This is a genomic window from Thioclava sediminum (assembly GCF_002020355.1).
GTDB classification, from domain to species: Bacteria; Pseudomonadota; Alphaproteobacteria; order Rhodobacterales; family Rhodobacteraceae; genus Thioclava; species Thioclava sediminum.
The window spans coordinates 226,801-243,229 of sequence record NZ_MPZV01000001.1; the positions used below are offsets into that span (position 1 = coordinate 226,801).

The window sequence follows — 16,429 nt, forward strand, 5'->3', positions numbered from 1 at the left end:
CCCCGCAACGGAGGATCATTGGGAGGAGAGCCGCATGGACGCGAAGATCGTCGGCTGGGGCCATACGAAATTCGGCAAGCTGGAGGGGCGCACGCTCGAGGATCTGGTTCTCGAAGCGGGCGGCGGCGCGCTGGAGCACGCAGGGATCGACCCGGCAGAGATCGACGGCATCTGGCTGGGGCATTTCAACTCCGGGCTGGTGCCGGATGGGTTCGCAAGCTCGCTGGCGCTGGGGATCGACGACAGGCTGCGCTTCACGCCTGCGACCCGTGTGGAGAATGCCTGCGCGTCGGGCTCGGCTGCGATCTATGCCGCGCGCGATGCGATCCGTTCGGGCCGGGTGAAGGCCGCGCTGGTGATCGGGGCGGAGAAGATGACCGCGAAGGACACCGCAGGCGTCACCGAGGCGCTGGCCGGGGCGTCCTACCAGATGGAGGAAGCGGGTGTCTCCTTCCCGCAGATTTTCGCGCGTTTCGCGCAGGCCTATTATCAAGCGCATGGCGACCGTTCCGCCGCACTCGCCCGGATCGCGGCGAAGAACCACCACAACGCGCTCGCCAATCCGCTCGCGCAGATGCGCAAGGATTTGGGGTTCGAGTTCTGCAACACGGTGAGCGACAAGAACCCAATGATCGCCCCGCCCCTGCGGATGACCGATTGCTCGCTGATTTCCGACGGGGCGGCCGCGCTGGTCATGGTCGCCGACGACCGCGCGGGCAATTTCGCCAATTCCATCGGTTTCCGCGCCGCCGAGCAAGTCAATGACTACCTGCCGATGTCGCGCCGCGATCTGCTGGCTTTCGAGGGCCCGGCAGAGGCCTTTCGCCGCGCCTATGCTTCGGCGGGCGTGCGGGTCGACGATCTCTCCTTCGCGGAGGTCCATGACTGTTTCACCATCGCGGAATTGCTCGTCTACGAGGCGATGGGGCTGGTGCCGCAAGGCTCCGGTGCGCGGGCCATCGACGACGGGTTGGTACTGCGCGACGGTAAGCTGCCGGTGAACCTCTCGGGCGGGCTGAAGGCGAAGGGCCATCCCGTAGGCGCGACCGGCGTGTCGATGCATGTGCTGGCTGCGATGCAGCTCACCGGTCAGGCGGGCGAGATGCAACTGCCCGGCGCGGAGCTGGGCTGCGTCTTCAACATGGGCGGCTCGGGCGTCGCGAATTACTGCTCGATCCTCGAAGCGGAGCGCGCGGCATGAACCCGGCGGAGTGGCTGATCCGCAGTGCGGTCCGCACCCCCGACGCCCCCGCGCTGCTGCAGGGCGAGGAGCTGCGCGCCACCTATGCGGAATTCGCCGACCGTGCCGCCCGCATCGGGGCTGGGCTGGTGGCGTGTGGGATCGCTCCGGGCGACCGCGTGGCGCTGTTTGCCAAGAACTGCCCCGAATATCTCGAGGCGATCTATGGCATATGGTTCGCAGGCGCGGTGGCGGTGCCGATCAACGGCAAGCTGCACCCGCGCGAGGCCGCATGGATCATTGAGGCCTCCGAGGCGAAGCTCGCCTTCACCGGCGATCCGGGGACTGATCTGGGCGTCGAGACGGTGGACCTCAAAGGCCCGGCCTATGCCGATCTTCTGCGCTATGACCCGATGCCCGCCCCGGTCGAGATCGCGGAAAGCGAGACGGTCTGGCTGTTCTACACTTCCGGCACGACCGGGCGGCCCAAGGGCGTGTGCATCACTTCGGCCAACGTGCAGGCGATGTGTCTGGGCTATTTCTCGGATGTCGACAGCGTCGAACCGCAGGATGCGATCCTCTACGCCGCACCGATGTCGCATGGCGCGGGGCTTTACAACTTCGTCCATGTGATGCGCGGCGCGCGCCATGTGGTGCCGCGCTCGGGCGGGTTCGAGGCTGACGAGATCCTCGAGCTTGCGCCGAAGCTGCAACATGTCTCGATGTTCGCAGCCCCCACGATGATCCGCCGTCTGGTGGACCGCGCCCGCGCGACGGGCCAGACCGGCGAGGGCATCAAGACGATCGTCTATGGCGGCGGGCCGATGTATGTCGCCGATATCATCGACGCGGTCGAGGTGATGGGGCCGCGCTTCGTTCAGATTTACGGCCAGGGCGAGAGCCCGATGACGATCACAGCCCTGTCGCGCGAGCTGGTCGCCGACCGAACCCATCCGCGCTGGCGCGAGCGGCTGGCCTCGGTCGGTCAAGCACATAGCCCGGTTTCGGTGCGCATCGCCGATGCCGAAGGCCGCCCCCTGCCCGCGGGCGAGACCGGCGAGATCCTCGTGCGCGGGGCCGCGGTGATGGCGGGCTACTGGCAGAACCCCGAGGCGAGTGCGAAGGCGCTTCGCGACGGCTGGCTCTGGACCGGTGATCTGGGCACGATGGATGAAGACGGCTTCGTCACGCTGCAGGACCGCTCGAAGGACGTGATCATCTCGGGCGGCACGAATATCTACCCCCGCGAGGTCGAGGAGGCGCTGCTTCTGCACCCTTCGGTCCACGAGGTCGCAGTGGTCGGAAAGCCCGATCCGGAATGGGGCGAGAGCGTCGTGGCCTTCGTCACGCCCGCGCCGGGGGCCGAGATCGACCCCGCCACCCTCGATCAGCATTGCTGCGACCAGATCGCGCGGTTCAAGCGCCCCAAGGCGTATCGTGTGGTGACGCAGCTTCCCAAGAACAATTATGGCAAGGTCCTCAAGACCGAGCTGCGCAAGAAAGTGACGGAGGAGGACTAATGTCGCGACTGGATGGAAAGACGGCTCTGGTAACGGGTTCGGTGCAGGGCATCGGGCTGGCTATCGCGAAATCGCTGGCCGAGGCGGGCGCGCGCATTGCGCTGCACGGTCTCGCCGATGCGGCGCAGGTCGCCGAGGCGACAGCGGTGCTGGAGGCAGCGGGCGCGCCGGAGGTGAAGTTCTTCGACGCCGACATGGCCGATCCGGCGCAAATCGACGCGATGATGGATGCGGTCGCGGATTGGGGCGGCGCGGATATCCTCGTGAACAACGCAGGCATCCAGCGCACGGCGAGCCTTGCCGAGGCCACGCCCGAAATCTGGAACGCCATTCTCGCGGTGAACCTGTCGGGCGCGTTCCACACGATGCGGCGCGCGATGCCGGGCATGGCCGAGCGCGGTTATGGCCGTGTCGTGAACATCGCCTCGGTGCATGGGCTCGTGGCCTCGGCCAACAAGGCGCCCTATGTCGCCTCGAAATTCGGTCTCGTCGGCATGAGCCGGGTCGCGGCGCTGGAATATGCTCAGGCGGGCACGCGCGAGGCGGGCGGCGTGACGGTGAACTGCATCTGCCCGGGCTGGACCGAAACCGACATTCTCGGACCGCAGATCGCGGAACGCGCGGCGGCGCATGGCGGTGACCGGGCGGCGGGGATCGCGGATCTTCTGGCGGAGAAACAGCCCACCCGGCGCCTCTCCGACCCGTCCGAAATCGGGGCGCTCGCGCTGTGGCTCTGTGCGCCGATCGCGCATAACGTCACCGGCACCTCGATCCCGGTCGATGGGGGTTGGACCACGCAATAAGGCTCGGAGGTGAGAAAGGGGCGGCGGGTTGACCACCGCCGCCCCTTCCTTCGAACCGGCGCAGGCACCTCGGGGGAGGTGTGATGCCTGCGCTAGGGGGTGCGGTCTCAGTCCGAGATCGCACCCTCGTCATCGCGGCGCTCATGCATCCGCGCTTTCACGAAGCGGCTCAGGAACAGCGGCAGGATGAAGCCCACGATCGCCACGGTCCACAGACCGATCGCCAGCGGGCTGCCGACCAGCGTCCAGTAATCGCCGTTCGAGATCGTGACGGCCCGGCGCAGGTTGTTCTCCATCGTGTTGCCCAGAAGCGTCCCGAGGATGATCGGCACCAGCGGCACGTCGAGCTTGCGCAGCAGCCAGCCCATTACACCGAACCCGATCATCACCAGCAGATCGAAGCTGGAGCCGGAAATCCCGTAGATCCCCACGAAGGACACCATCGCGACGATCGGCATCAGGATGCGCGGCGGGATCATCAGCACGCGGGTGAAGATGCCCACCATCGGGATGTTCATCGCGAGCAGCATGAAGTTGGCGATAAACAGCGCCGCGATCAGGCCCCAGACCACGTCGGGGTTGTTCTGGAACAGCAAGGGGCCGGGCGTGATGTTGAGCGACAAAAGCACCGCCAGCAGCACCGCCGTGGTGCCCGAGCCCGGCACGCCAAGCGCCAGCATCGGCACCAACGCACCGCCTGCGGCCGCGTTGTTGCCTGCCTCAGGAGCGGCCACACCACGCGGATCGCCCGTGCCGAAGGTGTTCTTGCGATCGACCAGCTTCTTCTCCATCGAATAGGAGATGAAAGAGCCAAGCGACGCCCCTGCCCCCGGCAGCACGCCCGCGACGAAGCCCAGCAGCGACGAACGCAGCATGGTCGGCGTCGTCTCTTTCACCATCTTCCACGGCGGCGTGATGCGCCCGACCGAGACCTTGTGGCCCGCGCCAGTGGCCGAACCGTGGCGGTGCTCGAGGAAGATGAACACTTCCGACAGCGCGAAGAGGCCGACGATGGCGACGAGGAAATCGAGCCCGTCATAGAGGTGCACCTCGCCAAAGGTCAGACGCGGCACGCCAGTCTGGGTGTCCACCCCGATCACCGACAGGCCGAGACCCAACATCGCGGCGAAAGCCGATTTCGCCTGATTGGTCGAGGAGACACCGCCCAGCGTGGCGAAGGCGAGCGCGAAGAGCGCGAAATATTCCGCCGGTCCGAACAGCAGCGCGAATTTCACCAGCTGCGGTGCCAGCAGGATCAGCCCCCAGGTCGCGATGAAAGCGCCGACGAAGCTCGCGATGCCCGAGAGCGACAGCGCCTCGCCCGCAAGGCCCTTCTTGGCCATCGGATAGCCGTCGAGACAGGTCATCATCGCGGGTTCGTCGCCCGGAATATTGAGCAGGATCGAACTGATCCGCCCGCCATACATCGCCCCGTAATAGACCGAGGTCAGCAGGATCAGCGAGGGCGTGGCCCCCAGCCCCAGCGTGAAGGCCAGCGGGATCAGGATCGCGACGCCGTTGGACGGGCCAAGCCCGGGCAGCGCGCCCATCATGGTGCCGAGGAACGTGCCCAGCAGGGCGAGCAGCAGGTTCTCGAAGGTCAGAGCGGTGTGAAAACCGTCTGCGAGTGACATTAGGGTGTCCATCATATCACCTCAGAAGCCGAAGGGGCCGCTGGCGAGCGAGAGGCCCAGAACCAGCTTGAAAATTACGTAGATACCGATCGAGGTGGCGACGCCCACGACGACGGATTGCAACGGTCCCGTGCCCAACCGCCAAGTCAGGTAGGCGCTGGCAAAAGCGGTTGCGATCAGGAAGCCCACGATGGGCAGAAACTCGGCATAGAGGATCATCACCACAACGGCGGCGAGGATTTCGGCGAGCCGCGCGAGGCTCGGCCAGACCGGGTCGGGATCGGGGCGCAGCAAGATCACGAGCGAGGCCAGCCCGAGGATCACCGCGATCACCAGCGGGAAGGTTTTCGGCCCCACCGCATCCGACAGGAAACTTTCTTGGATTTGCAGCGTCGCCCAGCCGTAGAACAGCGCAAGGCACAGGCCGACGGCGCCGAAGATGCGATCACTCATGATCCCCTCCCTTGGTATGAAGGCGCGGCGGCGCTCGAAAGCCCGCCGCGCGCATGGGTTGTCTCGCTTACTTGATGATGCCGATCTGGCGCGAGATGTCCTGAATCTGCTGGACCGAGTTCTGCACGAAGCTCTCGAATTCAGCGCCCTGCAGGTCGAGCGGGGCCAGACCGTTGGCCGCCATCACCTGCTTCCACTCGTCGGAGGCGTAGAGCTGGCCGACCTTGTCGACCCACATCTGGTAAGCCTCGTCGGACATGCCGCCCGGCGCGTAGAAGCCGCGCCAGTTCGCGCCGATCGCGTCAACGCCCTGCTCTTTCGCGGTCGGGAATTCCGAGAATTCGCCGTCCAGACGCTCGGGCGCCAGCACCGCGATCACGCGGATATCGCCGGAGTCGACGAAGCCCTTGGCTTCCGACAGATCGCCGGTGAAGGCCTGAACCGAACCCGCCAGAAGCTGGGTGACCGCTTCGCCGCCGCCGTCGAAGGCGATGTATTTGACCTTGCGCACATCGTCGATGCCATAGGCGTCGGCTGCGATCAGCACCTTGAGGTGATCCCAGCCACCCACTGCCGAGCCGCCCGCGACGGAGACCGAATTCGGATCGGCTTTGATCTTGTCGAGCAGTTCCGGAAGCGTTTGGATGTCGCTGTCGGCTGCCACGGCGATCACGCCGTAATCCGCGCCGATCGAGCCGACCCAGCGGACCTGATCCATCGAGTTGCCCGGATAGGCGCCTTGCGCCAGACGGGTCGCGGTGGCCGAGGAAGCCGCGACGATCAGGTTGTCGTCGTCATTGCGCTTGTTGACCACTTCGGCAAACGCCACGCCACCGCCGCCACCGGCGAGGTTCACGACCTGCATGGTCGAGTCGATGAGGCCCAGATCCTGCATGGTTTTGCCGACCTGACGGCAGGTGAAGTCCCAGCCGCCGCCGGGGTTCGCGGGCGCGATGCATTCTTGCGCCGAGGCGCCGGTCGCAACGGTGAGTGCCGCCACGGCAATCGCCGCGCGCATGAGTTTAAAAGCCATGGTATATCCTCCACTGTCCGCCCGTTGCCTCCCGCAGCGGGCTATGGACCGGGTTTTACCGCTTGAACCTGTCACGAACCTGTCACAGGTTCAGAGGCGCATGAGGGAGGAAGAATGCGGCTCTTGCTAGTGGAGGATGCCGAGGAGCTGGCCGAGGCCACGCAACGTCGGCTTGCGCGCTCAGGCATGGCCTGCGATCTCGCCGCCACCGTCGAGGAAGCGCGCGACTTTCTGGCGGTGCAGGCCTATGACGCGGTAATCCTCGACATCAACCTGCCCGATGGCAGCGGCACGGACCTTCTGCGCGAGATGCGCGCGCAGGCCGCCACGATGCCTGTGCTGATGCTGACCGCGCAATTCTCGGTGGATGACAAGATCTCCGCCTTCGAGCTCGGCGCGGACGACTACCTCGTAAAACCTTTTGATCACCGTGAGTTGGAAGCAAGACTTCATGCGATTGGGCGACGGCAGGCAACCGATCGCTCCGCCGATCTGGAGCTTGGCCATCTGCGCTATAACGCGACAGCAGGCAGCGCCACGGTCGGGGATCAGGCGCTGAAGCTGACGGGCCGCGAATTCGCGCTGCTGGGCATTCTGATGCGCAATGCGGGGCAAGTGATGTCGAAGGATCGGCTGCACGAGGGGCTCTACGCCTTCGACGATGCGGTGCCGGGCGACAATGCGATCGAGCTTTATATCGCGCGGCTGCGCAAGAAGCTGACCGGCAGCGGGGTCGAGATCGAAACCCTGCGCGGACGCGGCTATCGTCTGGCGGCACGGGATGGCGATGTCTGACGGCGCTCTCCCCCGCGAAACCGGCCTTTCCGCCACGCGCTCGCTGACCGCGCGGCTCGTGACCGGGCTGTCGGGGCTGATGATCGTCGGCGGGTTGATCCTCGCATTGGCGGCCTTCGCCTATGGGCGCGCGGCGGCCCGCGACGCTTTTGACCGGCTGCTGGTGGGCGCGGCCAATGACATCGCCGCCTCGATCTCGATCCGCGACGGCGCGCCGGTGGTCGATCTGCCGGTCTCGGCCTTCGAACTACTCGCCCTCGCGCCCGATGACCGCATCGCCTATCAGGTGAGCGGCCCGAAAGGCGCGGTGCTCACGGGCTATGAAGACCTGCCCCGCCCCGACACGACTGCACAGGATTCCGAGCTTTACGACGCGCGCTTCAAGGGAGAGCCCGCGCGCTACATCCGGGTCACGCGCCGTTTCGCGGAGCGCCAGTTCTCCGGCACGGTGGAGGTGATCGTGGGCCAGACCCTGCGGGCGCGCACCCAGCTTGCGCTCAGCATCACCCGCAACGCGCTTGGCGGACTGGCGGTCGGCGGCATCGCCATGCTCGCCTTCGCGATCATCATCGTGCATAGCGCGCTGCGCCCGCTGGAGCGGCTGGCCCATCGCATCTCGGAACGCGACCCGCAGGACCTCACCCCGATCCGCGCCGCCGTGCCGCGCGAGGTCGATGTGATGGTGCAGGCGACGAACGGGTTCATGGGGCGGCTGGACCGGCAATTCGCCACGATGAAAAGCCTGATCTCGGACACCGCGCATCAGCTGCGCACCCCCGTTGCCGCCCTGCGCGCGCAATCCGACCTCGCCGCCGAGGAAGACGATCCCGCCCGGCGCGACCAGATCGTCGCGAAGATGCATTCCGGCACGGTGCGGCTGAGCCGCCTGCTCGATCAGATGCTGTCGCGGGCGCTTGTGATCCACCGCGCCGACAGTGCGCGGCGCGAGCGGGTCGATCTGCGCAACATCGCCTTGGATATCTTCGAGGAAGGCGATCACGCCACCCTCGCGCCGGGCAGCGAAATCCGGCTGGAGATCGCCGAGACGGAGGTGCCCGTGCTGGCCGATGAGCTTTCGCTGTCGGAGGCCGCGAAGAACCTTCTGGGCAATGCGCTGTCGCATGGCGAGGCCCCGGTCACCATCGGCGCGAACTTGCGCGACGGGCGCGCCCGGCTCTGGGTGCGCGACGCAGGCCCCGGCCCCACGCCCGAGCTGCGCGCGCGTCTGGGCGAGCGTTTCGCGCCGGGACACTCGGACACGCGGCGGCGCGGGGCGTCGAGCGGGCTGGGCCTCGCCATCGCGCAATCGGTGGCGGAAACCTATGGCGGCACGCTGGAAATGGAGAGCGATGCGGCAGGCTTCACCATCGCGATCACCCTGCCCCAGGCGGAGGAAATCACATGATCCGCGCGCTCTTCTCCCTGACGCTCTGGCTGGGCCTGAGCTCCGCCGTCGCGGCGGCCGAGCCCGAGGCCGTCCGCACCTTCGGCCCCGATCAGCCCGCGCGGCAAATCACCCTGCGCACCACGACCGACGTCAACATCCTCGCCCCCGCGATCGAGGCGTTTCTCGACACCCAGCCCGGCCTCGCGATCCGGTTCGAGCAATGGGGCTCGAACGACCTCTACGATATTTCCGAGGCCGACTGCGCGTCCGGCAAACCCGGCGCCGATCTGGTGATCAGCTCGGGCGTGCAGCATGTCGTGAAGCTGGTGAACGACAATTGCGCCGCCACATGGGTCTCGCCCGAGACCACGGCGCTGCCCAAAGACCTGCGCTGGCGCGATCAGGTCTGGGGCATTTCGCGCGAGCCTGCGGTGATGATCTACAACCGCGCGCTGGTCCCGCCCGAGGACGTGCCGCGCACGCGCTTCGATCTGGTGGACCTGCTGCGACCTGCGCAATCGCCCTACACCGGCAAGGTCGCGACCTATGACATCGCGGATTCAGGGCTGGGGTTCCTCTTCGCTTTCCTCGACAGTCAGGAGGCCAGCACCTTCGGCGCGCTGATGGAGGCCTTCGCGCGCTCCGGCGCGGTCGCCACCTGCTGCTCGGCCGAGATCATCGACGGCGTCGCGGGCGGGCGCTACCTGATCGCCTATAATATCCTCGGCTCCTACGCGGCGCAGGCGGCGCGCGACAATCCCGATCTGGGCATCATCGCGCCTGCCGATTACACGCTGGTTCTGTCGCGCGCAGCCTATCTGCCGGGGCGCGAGCCCAATCCGACCGCCGCGAAGCTGCTGGATTTCCTGCTCTCGCCAGCGGGTCAGAGGGCGCTAGCGAAGACCAAGCTGATCGACCCGATCACGCGCGACGGTGGCGGCAGCGACAGCGACGAGACGCTGGCCCTGCAACGCCTGATCGCCCTCGGCCCGCCGCTATTGGTTGCCACCGACACGATGAAAACCGCGCGTTTCCTCGAACGCTGGCGGGATATCTTCGCGCAATAGCGTTGGCCTAGCTCGCCAGCGCGCCGAACTTGCCACCACAGAACAGAAGCGGCCGGGCCTCCAGATCGCGCTCGATCTCGACGACCTTGCCGATGAAGAGCGTGTGATCGCCCGCCTCCACCTCCTGCGCGACCTCGGTCACGAAGACGCAGGCCGCGCCGGGCACGACGGGCATCCCGGCGCGCTCAATGAAGGGGTCGTTATGCGCCGGATCGTGGCGGCCCGCGAAATGCATCGCCAGCCCTTCCATCTCGTGATTGAGCACCGAGACCGCGTAGCGCCCCGAGGCGCGCACCTTCTCGCGCAGCTTGCAATTGTGATCGAGCGAAATGGTGATCAGCGGCGGGTCGAGAGAGACCGACATGAAGGCGTTGGCCGTCATCCCGTGATCGCCATCCTCGGTGCGCGTCGAGATCACCGTCACGCCGGTTGCGAAACTGCCGCAAGCGTCGCGCAGATCGCGCGGATCAATTCCGGACATCGAATTCCTCCCCAAATCTCATATCCTGTGTCAGAAGCGCGCCCGACATCAGCGCGGCGGCATCGGTCGAGCCCTGAAGCGCCACGGCCTCGCGCGCGCGGCCTTCGGCGCGCAGGCCCCGGATGCGCGTGGACGAGATCACCTCGCCCCCTTCGCACAGCACCGCAGGCGCCAGCGTCACGTCGAAACGCTCGGCCAATGTGGTCACGCAGCCCGCCTGTTTCGCGCCGAAACGGAAATCCGCGCCGACATGGATGCGGGCCGGGTTGATCCGCGCCAGATCGTCCAGAAACGCCTGCGGGCTGCGCGCCGCGTAGCTTTTGCAAAACGACGCCAGCACGATGTAATCCGGCCCGAGCCGCGCGATCCGCGCGAGTTTCTCCGAGACGGGCGACAGTTGCTTGGCGCGGCCGAAAAACACTTTCGGCGGCGGATCGAAGGTCCAGACGACCGACGCCACGCCTGCCGCCCGTGCCTCGGCCACGGCGCGCGAGATCAGCGCCTGATGGCCGCGATGGACGCCGTCGAACGCGCCGATGGTCAGGACGCTCGCGGGCAGCGCGATCTGATCGTCGCGCAGCACCTGCGTCTTCATCCCTGTGAAATCCAAACTCATGGGGCTCCTCCTTCCCCGGGGTCGTGGGCCGCGCGAGGATCCCGCGCAGCCCCTTCAGTCTCAGGCCTGGAACCCGCCCTTGAGGCGGTTCACGTCCCAGGGGTTCACGAGGTCTTTCGACACCCAGCCGTCGAGGTCGTATTCGCTCATGAAATTGTCGACGAGGCCGCGCATCATATCCAACTCGCCCGTGGCCTGAGCGGTGAACATGGTCTCCATGCGGATCGCTTCGTAGTTGCCCGCATAGTTGCTCTCGTAGAGCTCGTGACGGCCGCCGAATTCCGAGCCGATCGCGTCCCAGAGCAGCTTCAGCAGCTTCACCCGGTCGACCGCGACCATCCCGTTCGAGCCGCGCACGAAGCGGTCGAGATAGGGGCGCACGTCTTCCGATTGGAAATCGAGCGTCGAGGACGGCAGGTAGATCAGACCCGAGGCGACGTGGCGCTCGATCAGCTCCTTGATCCGGCTATAGGCCATCGGCGCGAAGACGCGATACGCCATCGCCGAGGACGATTTCGGCGCGAGATAGCCATCGGTGCCGACCCAGTCGTCGGGGTTCATGACCATCGCGTCCGAGAGGCCCCAGAACAGGTTGCGCCAGCCGATCACCTCGCCCACCGCGGTTTGCGGGCCGCGGAAGCCGCCTGCCCCGGTCGCATCGAGCGCCTTCGAGAACAGACCCGCGATGAAGTCGAGCTTCACCGCAAGACGGGTGCAGCCATGCAGCGTGAAGCGCGGCGCGAAGCCGGACGCCGGGAAGAAGCCGTTCACCTTCTCAATATCGCCATAGAGGAACAGGTTCTCCCACGGCACGAGCACCTTGTCGAAAACGAGGATCGCGTCGTTCTCATCGAGGCGCGAGGACAGCGGGTAGTCGAAGGGCGTGCCCATGACGGCGGCGTTGAGCTCGTAGGACGCGCGCGAGATCAGCTTCACGCCGGGGCTGTCCATCGGCGCGGTGAAGGTCAGCGCGAACTTCTTGTCTTTGATCGGCACGCCGTAATAGCCGATGAAGTTGTAATGTGTCAGCGCCGAGCCGGTTGCGACCACTTTCGCGCCAGACACCACGATGCCCGCATCGGTCTCCTTCTCGACCTGCATGAACACGTCGCCGGTCTCCTCAGCCGGCAGGTGACGGTCGATCGGCGGATTGATGATCGCGTGATTCCAGTAGTCGAGACGCTCCTGCGACTTGGCATACCAGTTTTTCGCGTTCTGCTCGTATTCTCCATAATAGCCGGAATTCGCGCCCAGCGTGCCAAGGAAGGCCGCCTTGTAATCCGGGGCGCGCCCCATCCAGCCATTGGCGACGCGCTGCGTCTCGGCGATGGCGTCGCGGCCCGCGATCAGGTCTTCCTTCGTCTTCGCGCCCTTGAAGAACGGGTGCGTCCAGCCGCCCGAGCCGGTATCGGTGGGACGCCCGATCGTGTCCTTCTCGGCATGCAGCTTGTCATACCAGCGCGCCACCATGCGCGACGAGTTACGAAACGCGGGGTGCTTGGTCACATCCTTGACGCGCTCGCCATGGACATAGACCTCACGGGCGTCCTGCAGGCTCGCGAGATATTCGTCACCGGTATAGGGGGTCGTGACGCCGCTTTGGGCGTCTTTCACTTGGTCTTTCATGGTTCCTCCTCCATCAGGTCGGATGAACGAAAGACATGTCCGACCTGTCTCCTTCACGGTGCCGGAGCCGGGCTGATACCGAAAGGTATCGACAAATACCGCGACTTTTTCCGGCAATACCGGAATTCTGAGACCCGAAATCACCGCGGGAGGGTCCAGATGAAGACATTACGCAAGGTGGGGGAGCTTTTGCGCCAGTTCACCGCCGCTCAGCCGGAGCATTCGGTCACGGATCTGTCGCGCGCGATCGGCAATTCCGTGAGCGGCACGCATGACCTTGTGAACGGGCTGGCGCGAATCGGATTGCTGCGAAAGGTCGAACGCGGGCGCTATCGGCTGGGCCCGCTGGTCGCGACGCTGAACCGCGCGCTGGAGGATAGCTCGGCGCTGACGGAGGCCGCGCGGCCCGTGCTGGCGGCGCTCTGGCGCGACTATGGCGAGACGCTGCACCTGACCTTGCACGATCACGGGCGGCTTCTGGTGCTCGACGCGCTGGAGGGCACGCAGGCACTGCGGGTCTCGCGCGAGGCGCTGGGGTCTTGGATCGCGCTGCATGACAGCCCGCCGGGGATGCTGCATCTGGCGCAGTTCTCCCCGGCCCAGCTCGACGAATATCTCGACCGGCACACAAGGCCCGGTTCGCGGCTGGAGGATCGCGCGCGCCTGCGCGCGGAGCTGGACGCGCTCGCACGCGACGGGTTCAACGCGGGCGCGCCGAAGGACGAGGCGGATGTGATCTGCGTCTCGGCGCTGATCCGCGACCACATCGCCCAGCCCGTCGCGGTGCTGGTCATCTCGGTCCCCCGCTCGCGCCACGAGGTCCAGCCGCGCGCCTTCCGCAATATCGCCCTGGGCGCCGCGCGGACGATTTCCGAACGCCTGGGGTATGAACTTCGGCCAAACTGAACCTTTGAGGTATTACAGGATACCGCGCACCCGTCTGGCCCAAGCCGCGTGCGCCATGCAAATCTCCCTTATCGAATTGAAGGCGCCGCCCGGAGGAGGGCCGCCCGCCGCATCCGAGGAGGAGACTTATGCGCAACGTAACCGTGGATAATGTGACCGATGTGGTCATCGACTCGCTGGGCCAGCACGCCACGCTCGAGCCGCGCCAGCGCGAGATCATGGAAAGCCTGATCAAGCATCTGCACGGGTTCTGCAAAGACGTGAACCTGACCCATGACGAATTTCTCTATGCCTGCGACTATCTGGGCCGCGCCGGTGCGCTGTGCTCGGACAAGCGTCAGGAATTCATCCTGCTGGGCGACATTCTCGGCGTCGAAGTTCTGGTCGACATGCTCTCGAACCCGATCTCGGGCGACGAGACGGTCTCGACCGTGCTCGGGCCGTTCTTCCGCGAGAACGCTCCGGTGATGCCGAAAGGCGCCTCGACCGTTCAGAAGAACTTCGAGGGTCAGGAAACCGTCTATGTCGAGGGCTATATCCGCGACAACAAGGGCAACCCGATCCCCGGCGCGATCATCGACGTCTGGGAAGACGCGCCGAACGGTCTTTACGAGAACCACGATCCCGATCAGCCCGAATACAACCTGCGCGGCCGCTTCGAGAGCGACGAGAACGGGCATTACGCCTTCGTCGCGATCCGCCCCGTGCCCTACCCGATCCCCGGCGACGAGACCGCGGGCGAGCTGATCCGTTACATGGGCCACCACTGCATGCGCCCGGGCCATATCCACATGATGGTCACGCGCGAGGGCTACCGCCCGCTGATCTCGCAGATCTACGACGCCGATAGCGACTATCTCGACAGCGACTCGGTCTTCGCCGTGAAAGAGGACCTGATCGGCAAGTTCGAGAAGGCGCCCGAAGGTTCGGACACCGATCTGGTTCTGCGCTTCGACTTCACGCTGGGCAATCAGGCTCAGGCGATGGCCGCGGAATGATCCGAGTGGCGTAAAGAGTTCCCGGCGCCGCACGCGTGGCGCCGGATTTACCTTGAAGACCAATGACATATTTCGAAGGACAGAGCCGATGACTACGCCCGGCGTTGCGAAACTCGCAGATCATTTTCAGGGCGCGGACGCCCATGCGGGTCGCCAGATCGCGAAGATCGAGACTATGATCGTCGATTGCCCGACGACCCGGCGTCACAAGCTGTCCAACACGGAAATCAACTTCCAGTCCTATGTGATCGTGCGCGCCGAGCTGGCCGATGGATCGGTCGGCTGGGGCGAGGCATCGACGCTGGGCGGGCCCCGCTGGGCCGAGGAAAGCGTCGAGGCGATGAAGGCCAATATCGACACCTATCTCGCGCCCGCGCTGGCGGGTGCGAATGCGCTCGAGTTCGAGCTGAACGCCGCCAAGATGGCCAAGGCCGCGAGCCGCAACAACGCCGCGCGCGCCGCGGTGGATGCCGCGATTTACGATGCCGCCGGGCACTCGCTAGATCTGCCGGTCGCGGTCCTGATGGGGGGCGCGGTGCGCGACAAGATCGAGGTGATCTGGGCGCTGGCCTCGGGCGATGCCGATCAGGAGATCGAGGAAGCCAACCGCAAATTCGAGGCGCGCGAGCATCGCCGCTTCAAGATCAAGCTGGGCTTCAACACACCCGATCAGGACATGATCCGCCTGCGCAAGATCGTCTCGGCGCTGGAGGGCAAAGCCACCGAGATCATCGTCGACGTCAATCAGGGCTGGACCGAAGCGGTCGCGATCCGCTACCTGCCGCAGCTGGCCGAAATGGGTGTCTCGCTGATCGAACAGCCGCTGCGCCCCGGCCTGATTGCGGCCACCGCGCGCGTGGCCGCGCGCGCCGCGATCCCGATCATGGTAGACGAGGCCGCCTTCACCGGCCCCGATATTATCGCCAACGGCATCGCTGCAGCCGGTTCCGTCTATTCGCTGAAACTGGTGAAATCGGGCGGGCTGAATGAAATCAAGCGCGCCGCCGGGATCGCGCAGGCCTGCGGGATGGAGCTGTATGGCGGCTGCCTGATCGAAAGCGGCATCGGCGCCGCGGCGCATCTTGCCGTGTTCTCCACCCTGCCCCGACTCGAATGGGGCTGCGAGCATTTCGGCCCGAAAATCCTGAAAACGGACCTCACCGGCGGCGAGATCCGCTTTGCCGATTTCCACGTCCATTGCCCGACCGGCCCCGGCCTCGGAATCACGGTGAACGAGGACGTGCTGGCCTCCGTCGCGCGGAAAGGCTGAGCCGATGCCGATCCTGCACTGGTCCCCGCGCTCGCCCTACGTCCGCAAAGCGATGGTCGCGCTGCATGAGAAAGGTCTGGCCGATAAGGTCGAGACCGTGCGCACCCATGCCGATCCGATGATCCCGCATGAGGGGCTGATGGCGATCAACCCGTTATCGAAGATCCCGACGCTGGAGCTGGAAGACGGCCGCGTGCTGTTCGACAGCCATGTGGTCTGCGAATGGGCAGATCTGGAAAGCGCGGACGGCCCGCAGCTTTTCCCCGCCGATCCCGCCGCGCGGCTCGAGGCCGAGCGCGACGAGGCGCTGGGAACGGGTCTTCTGGACGTGGCGCTGCCGTGGCTGGTGGAGCTGAAGATGCGGCCCGAGGAACAGCGGTCCGAGCAGATGCTCGCCGTCTACCGGACCAAGATGAACCGGGTTGCGGATTGGCTGGAAGGTCATGCCGCGCGACTGACCCAGCGGCCCTTCGACATTGGCCATCTCAGCATCGGCGTCGCGCTGTGCTATCTCGATTTCCGCTTCGAGGGAGAGGGCTGGCGCGAGGGCCGTCCGGCGCTGGCGGAATGGCACGCGGGCTTTGCCGAACGCCCCTCCGTGCAGGCCACGACCTTCCGCGACGACCCGCGCCCAACTTAACGCATCACTTGAACTTCGCG

General features: G+C 65.9%; 16 protein-coding genes. 10 read left to right on the forward strand and 6 right to left on the reverse strand.

Annotation, left to right across the window (positions count from 1 at the left end):
- The first annotated feature begins 34 nt into the window (after positions 1 to 34).
- The 3 genes from BMI91_RS00910 to BMI91_RS00920 are packed head-to-tail and all read left to right on the forward strand — an operon-like array spanning position 35 to position 3,503.
- Positions 35 to 1,201: an acetyl-CoA acetyltransferase gene (locus BMI91_RS00910; RefSeq protein ID WP_078603675.1), complete on the forward strand. Its 1,167-nt coding sequence runs from the start codon at positions 35 to 37 to the stop codon at positions 1,199 to 1,201.
- Entirely contained in the window at positions 1,198 to 2,700 is a 1,503-nt protein-coding gene (locus tag BMI91_RS00915) for a class I adenylate-forming enzyme family protein (protein WP_078603676.1), read from the forward strand. Before BMI91_RS00910 ends, BMI91_RS00915 begins: the two co-directional genes overlap by 4 nt.
- Positions 2,700 to 3,503 (forward strand): 3-hydroxybutyrate dehydrogenase, encoded by an 804-nt coding sequence (locus BMI91_RS00920; RefSeq protein ID WP_078603677.1) that lies wholly within the window; start codon positions 2,700 to 2,702, stop codon positions 3,501 to 3,503. Before BMI91_RS00915 ends, BMI91_RS00920 begins: the two co-directional genes overlap by 1 nt.
- Positions 3,504 to 3,610: 107 nt before the next feature.
- Here the strand turns inward: BMI91_RS00920 and BMI91_RS00925 are convergent, their stop codons facing one another.
- From BMI91_RS00925 to BMI91_RS00935, 3 genes are all read right to left on the reverse strand, one after another.
- Positions 3,611 to 5,149 carry a tripartite tricarboxylate transporter permease gene (locus BMI91_RS00925; RefSeq protein WP_078547322.1) on the reverse strand — a complete coding sequence of 513 codons (1,539 nt, stop codon included), beginning with the start codon at positions 5,147 to 5,149 and terminating at the stop codon, positions 3,611 to 3,613.
- A 9-nt stretch (positions 5,150 to 5,158) separates the two neighbouring features.
- Positions 5,159 to 5,590, reverse strand: coding sequence for a tripartite tricarboxylate transporter TctB family protein (locus BMI91_RS00930; RefSeq protein WP_078570398.1), 432 nt, complete (start codon positions 5,588 to 5,590; stop codon positions 5,159 to 5,161).
- Positions 5,591 to 5,657: 67 nt separating this feature from the next.
- Complete coding sequence (locus BMI91_RS00935) at positions 5,658 to 6,623, reverse strand: Bug family tripartite tricarboxylate transporter substrate binding protein (protein ID WP_078603678.1); 966 nt, start codon at positions 6,621 to 6,623, stop codon at positions 5,658 to 5,660.
- 114 nt (positions 6,624 to 6,737) lie between these two features.
- Between BMI91_RS00935 and BMI91_RS00940 the strand changes: the two genes are divergently transcribed.
- The 3 genes from BMI91_RS00940 to BMI91_RS00950 are packed head-to-tail and all read left to right on the forward strand — an operon-like array spanning position 6,738 to position 9,872.
- Positions 6,738 to 7,418 carry a response regulator transcription factor gene (locus BMI91_RS00940; RefSeq protein WP_078603679.1) on the forward strand — a complete coding sequence of 227 codons (681 nt, stop codon included), beginning with the start codon at positions 6,738 to 6,740 and terminating at the stop codon, positions 7,416 to 7,418.
- A complete protein-coding gene (locus BMI91_RS00945) occupies positions 7,411 to 8,823 on the forward strand; it encodes a sensor histidine kinase (RefSeq protein ID WP_078604433.1) in 1,413 nt (470 codons plus the stop codon). Before BMI91_RS00940 ends, BMI91_RS00945 begins: the two co-directional genes overlap by 8 nt.
- A complete protein-coding gene (locus BMI91_RS00950) occupies positions 8,820 to 9,872 on the forward strand; it encodes an ABC transporter substrate-binding protein (protein ID WP_078603680.1) in 1,053 nt (350 codons plus the stop codon). Before BMI91_RS00945 ends, BMI91_RS00950 begins: the two co-directional genes overlap by 4 nt.
- 7 nt (positions 9,873 to 9,879) lie before the next feature.
- On the opposite strand, the gene BMI91_RS00955 is transcribed toward BMI91_RS00950, so the two are convergent.
- Genes BMI91_RS00955 through BMI91_RS00965 form a run of 3 tightly spaced genes read right to left on the reverse strand, consistent with a single transcriptional unit; the run spans position 9,880 to position 12,595 of the window.
- Positions 9,880 to 10,353 (reverse strand): flavin reductase family protein, encoded by a 474-nt coding sequence (locus BMI91_RS00955; protein ID WP_078519234.1) that lies wholly within the window; start codon positions 10,351 to 10,353, stop codon positions 9,880 to 9,882.
- On the reverse strand, positions 10,340 to 10,969 hold the full coding sequence (locus BMI91_RS00960; protein ID WP_078603681.1) for an FAD synthetase family protein: 630 nt from the start codon (positions 10,967 to 10,969) through the stop codon (positions 10,340 to 10,342). The genes BMI91_RS00955 and BMI91_RS00960 overlap by 14 nt, the downstream gene beginning before the upstream one ends.
- A 60-nt stretch (positions 10,970 to 11,029) precedes the next feature.
- Positions 11,030 to 12,595, reverse strand: coding sequence for a 4-hydroxyphenylacetate 3-hydroxylase N-terminal domain-containing protein (locus BMI91_RS00965; protein WP_078603682.1), 1,566 nt, complete (start codon positions 12,593 to 12,595; stop codon positions 11,030 to 11,032).
- A gap of 159 nt (positions 12,596 to 12,754) precedes the next feature.
- On the opposite strand from BMI91_RS00965, the gene BMI91_RS19765 reads away from it, so the two are divergent.
- The 4 genes from BMI91_RS19765 (at position 12,755) to BMI91_RS00990 (ending at position 16,409) form a co-directional block, all read left to right on the forward strand.
- Positions 12,755 to 13,501, forward strand: a complete 747-nt coding sequence (locus BMI91_RS19765) for an IclR family transcriptional regulator (protein WP_158522059.1) — start codon at positions 12,755 to 12,757, stop codon at positions 13,499 to 13,501.
- 128 nt (positions 13,502 to 13,629) lie between these two features.
- Entirely contained in the window at positions 13,630 to 14,499 is an 870-nt protein-coding gene (locus tag BMI91_RS00980) for a dioxygenase family protein (protein WP_078546917.1), read from the forward strand.
- An 88-nt stretch (positions 14,500 to 14,587) separates the two neighbouring features.
- Positions 14,588 to 15,769 carry a muconate/chloromuconate family cycloisomerase gene (locus BMI91_RS00985; protein ID WP_078603683.1) on the forward strand — a complete coding sequence of 394 codons (1,182 nt, stop codon included), beginning with the start codon at positions 14,588 to 14,590 and terminating at the stop codon, positions 15,767 to 15,769.
- 4 nt (positions 15,770 to 15,773) lie between these two features.
- Positions 15,774 to 16,409: a glutathione S-transferase family protein gene (locus BMI91_RS00990; RefSeq protein WP_078603684.1), complete on the forward strand. Its 636-nt coding sequence runs from the start codon at positions 15,774 to 15,776 to the stop codon at positions 16,407 to 16,409.
- The last annotated feature ends 20 nt before the right edge of the window (positions 16,410 to 16,429 follow it).

Bases quoted from the DNA above. Each gene is read 5' to 3' on its own strand.
- BMI91_RS00940 (WP_078603679.1), top strand. From the start codon at position 6,738: ATGCGGCTCTTGCTAGTGGAGGATGCCGAGGAGCTGGCCGAGGCCACG.
- BMI91_RS00945 (WP_078604433.1), top strand. From the start codon at position 7,411: ATGTCTGACGGCGCTCTCCCCCGCGAAACCGGCCTTTCCGCCACGCGC.
- BMI91_RS00960 (WP_078603681.1), bottom strand. From the start codon at position 10,969: ATGAGTTTGGATTTCACAGGGATGAAGACGCAGGTGCTGCGCGACGAT.
- BMI91_RS00950 (WP_078603680.1), top strand. From the start codon at position 8,820: ATGATCCGCGCGCTCTTCTCCCTGACGCTCTGGCTGGGCCTGAGCTCC.
- BMI91_RS00985 (WP_078603683.1), top strand. From the start codon at position 14,588: ATGACTACGCCCGGCGTTGCGAAACTCGCAGATCATTTTCAGGGCGCG.
- BMI91_RS00915 (WP_078603676.1), top strand. From the start codon at position 1,198: ATGAACCCGGCGGAGTGGCTGATCCGCAGTGCGGTCCGCACCCCCGAC.
- BMI91_RS00955 (WP_078519234.1), bottom strand. From the start codon at position 10,353: ATGTCCGGAATTGATCCGCGCGATCTGCGCGACGCTTGCGGCAGTTTC.
- BMI91_RS19765 (WP_158522059.1), top strand. From the start codon at position 12,755: ATGAAGACATTACGCAAGGTGGGGGAGCTTTTGCGCCAGTTCACCGCC.
- BMI91_RS00925 (WP_078547322.1), bottom strand. From the start codon at position 5,149: ATGGACACCCTAATGTCACTCGCAGACGGTTTTCACACCGCTCTGACC.
- BMI91_RS00930 (WP_078570398.1), bottom strand. From the start codon at position 5,590: ATGAGTGATCGCATCTTCGGCGCCGTCGGCCTGTGCCTTGCGCTGTTC.
- BMI91_RS00965 (WP_078603682.1), bottom strand. From the start codon at position 12,595: ATGAAAGACCAAGTGAAAGACGCCCAAAGCGGCGTCACGACCCCCTAT.
- BMI91_RS00980 (WP_078546917.1), top strand. From the start codon at position 13,630: ATGCGCAACGTAACCGTGGATAATGTGACCGATGTGGTCATCGACTCG.
- BMI91_RS00990 (WP_078603684.1), top strand. From the start codon at position 15,774: ATGCCGATCCTGCACTGGTCCCCGCGCTCGCCCTACGTCCGCAAAGCG.
- BMI91_RS00910 (WP_078603675.1), top strand. From the start codon at position 35: ATGGACGCGAAGATCGTCGGCTGGGGCCATACGAAATTCGGCAAGCTG.
- BMI91_RS00920 (WP_078603677.1), top strand. From the start codon at position 2,700: ATGTCGCGACTGGATGGAAAGACGGCTCTGGTAACGGGTTCGGTGCAG.
- BMI91_RS00935 (WP_078603678.1), bottom strand. From the start codon at position 6,623: ATGGCTTTTAAACTCATGCGCGCGGCGATTGCCGTGGCGGCACTCACC.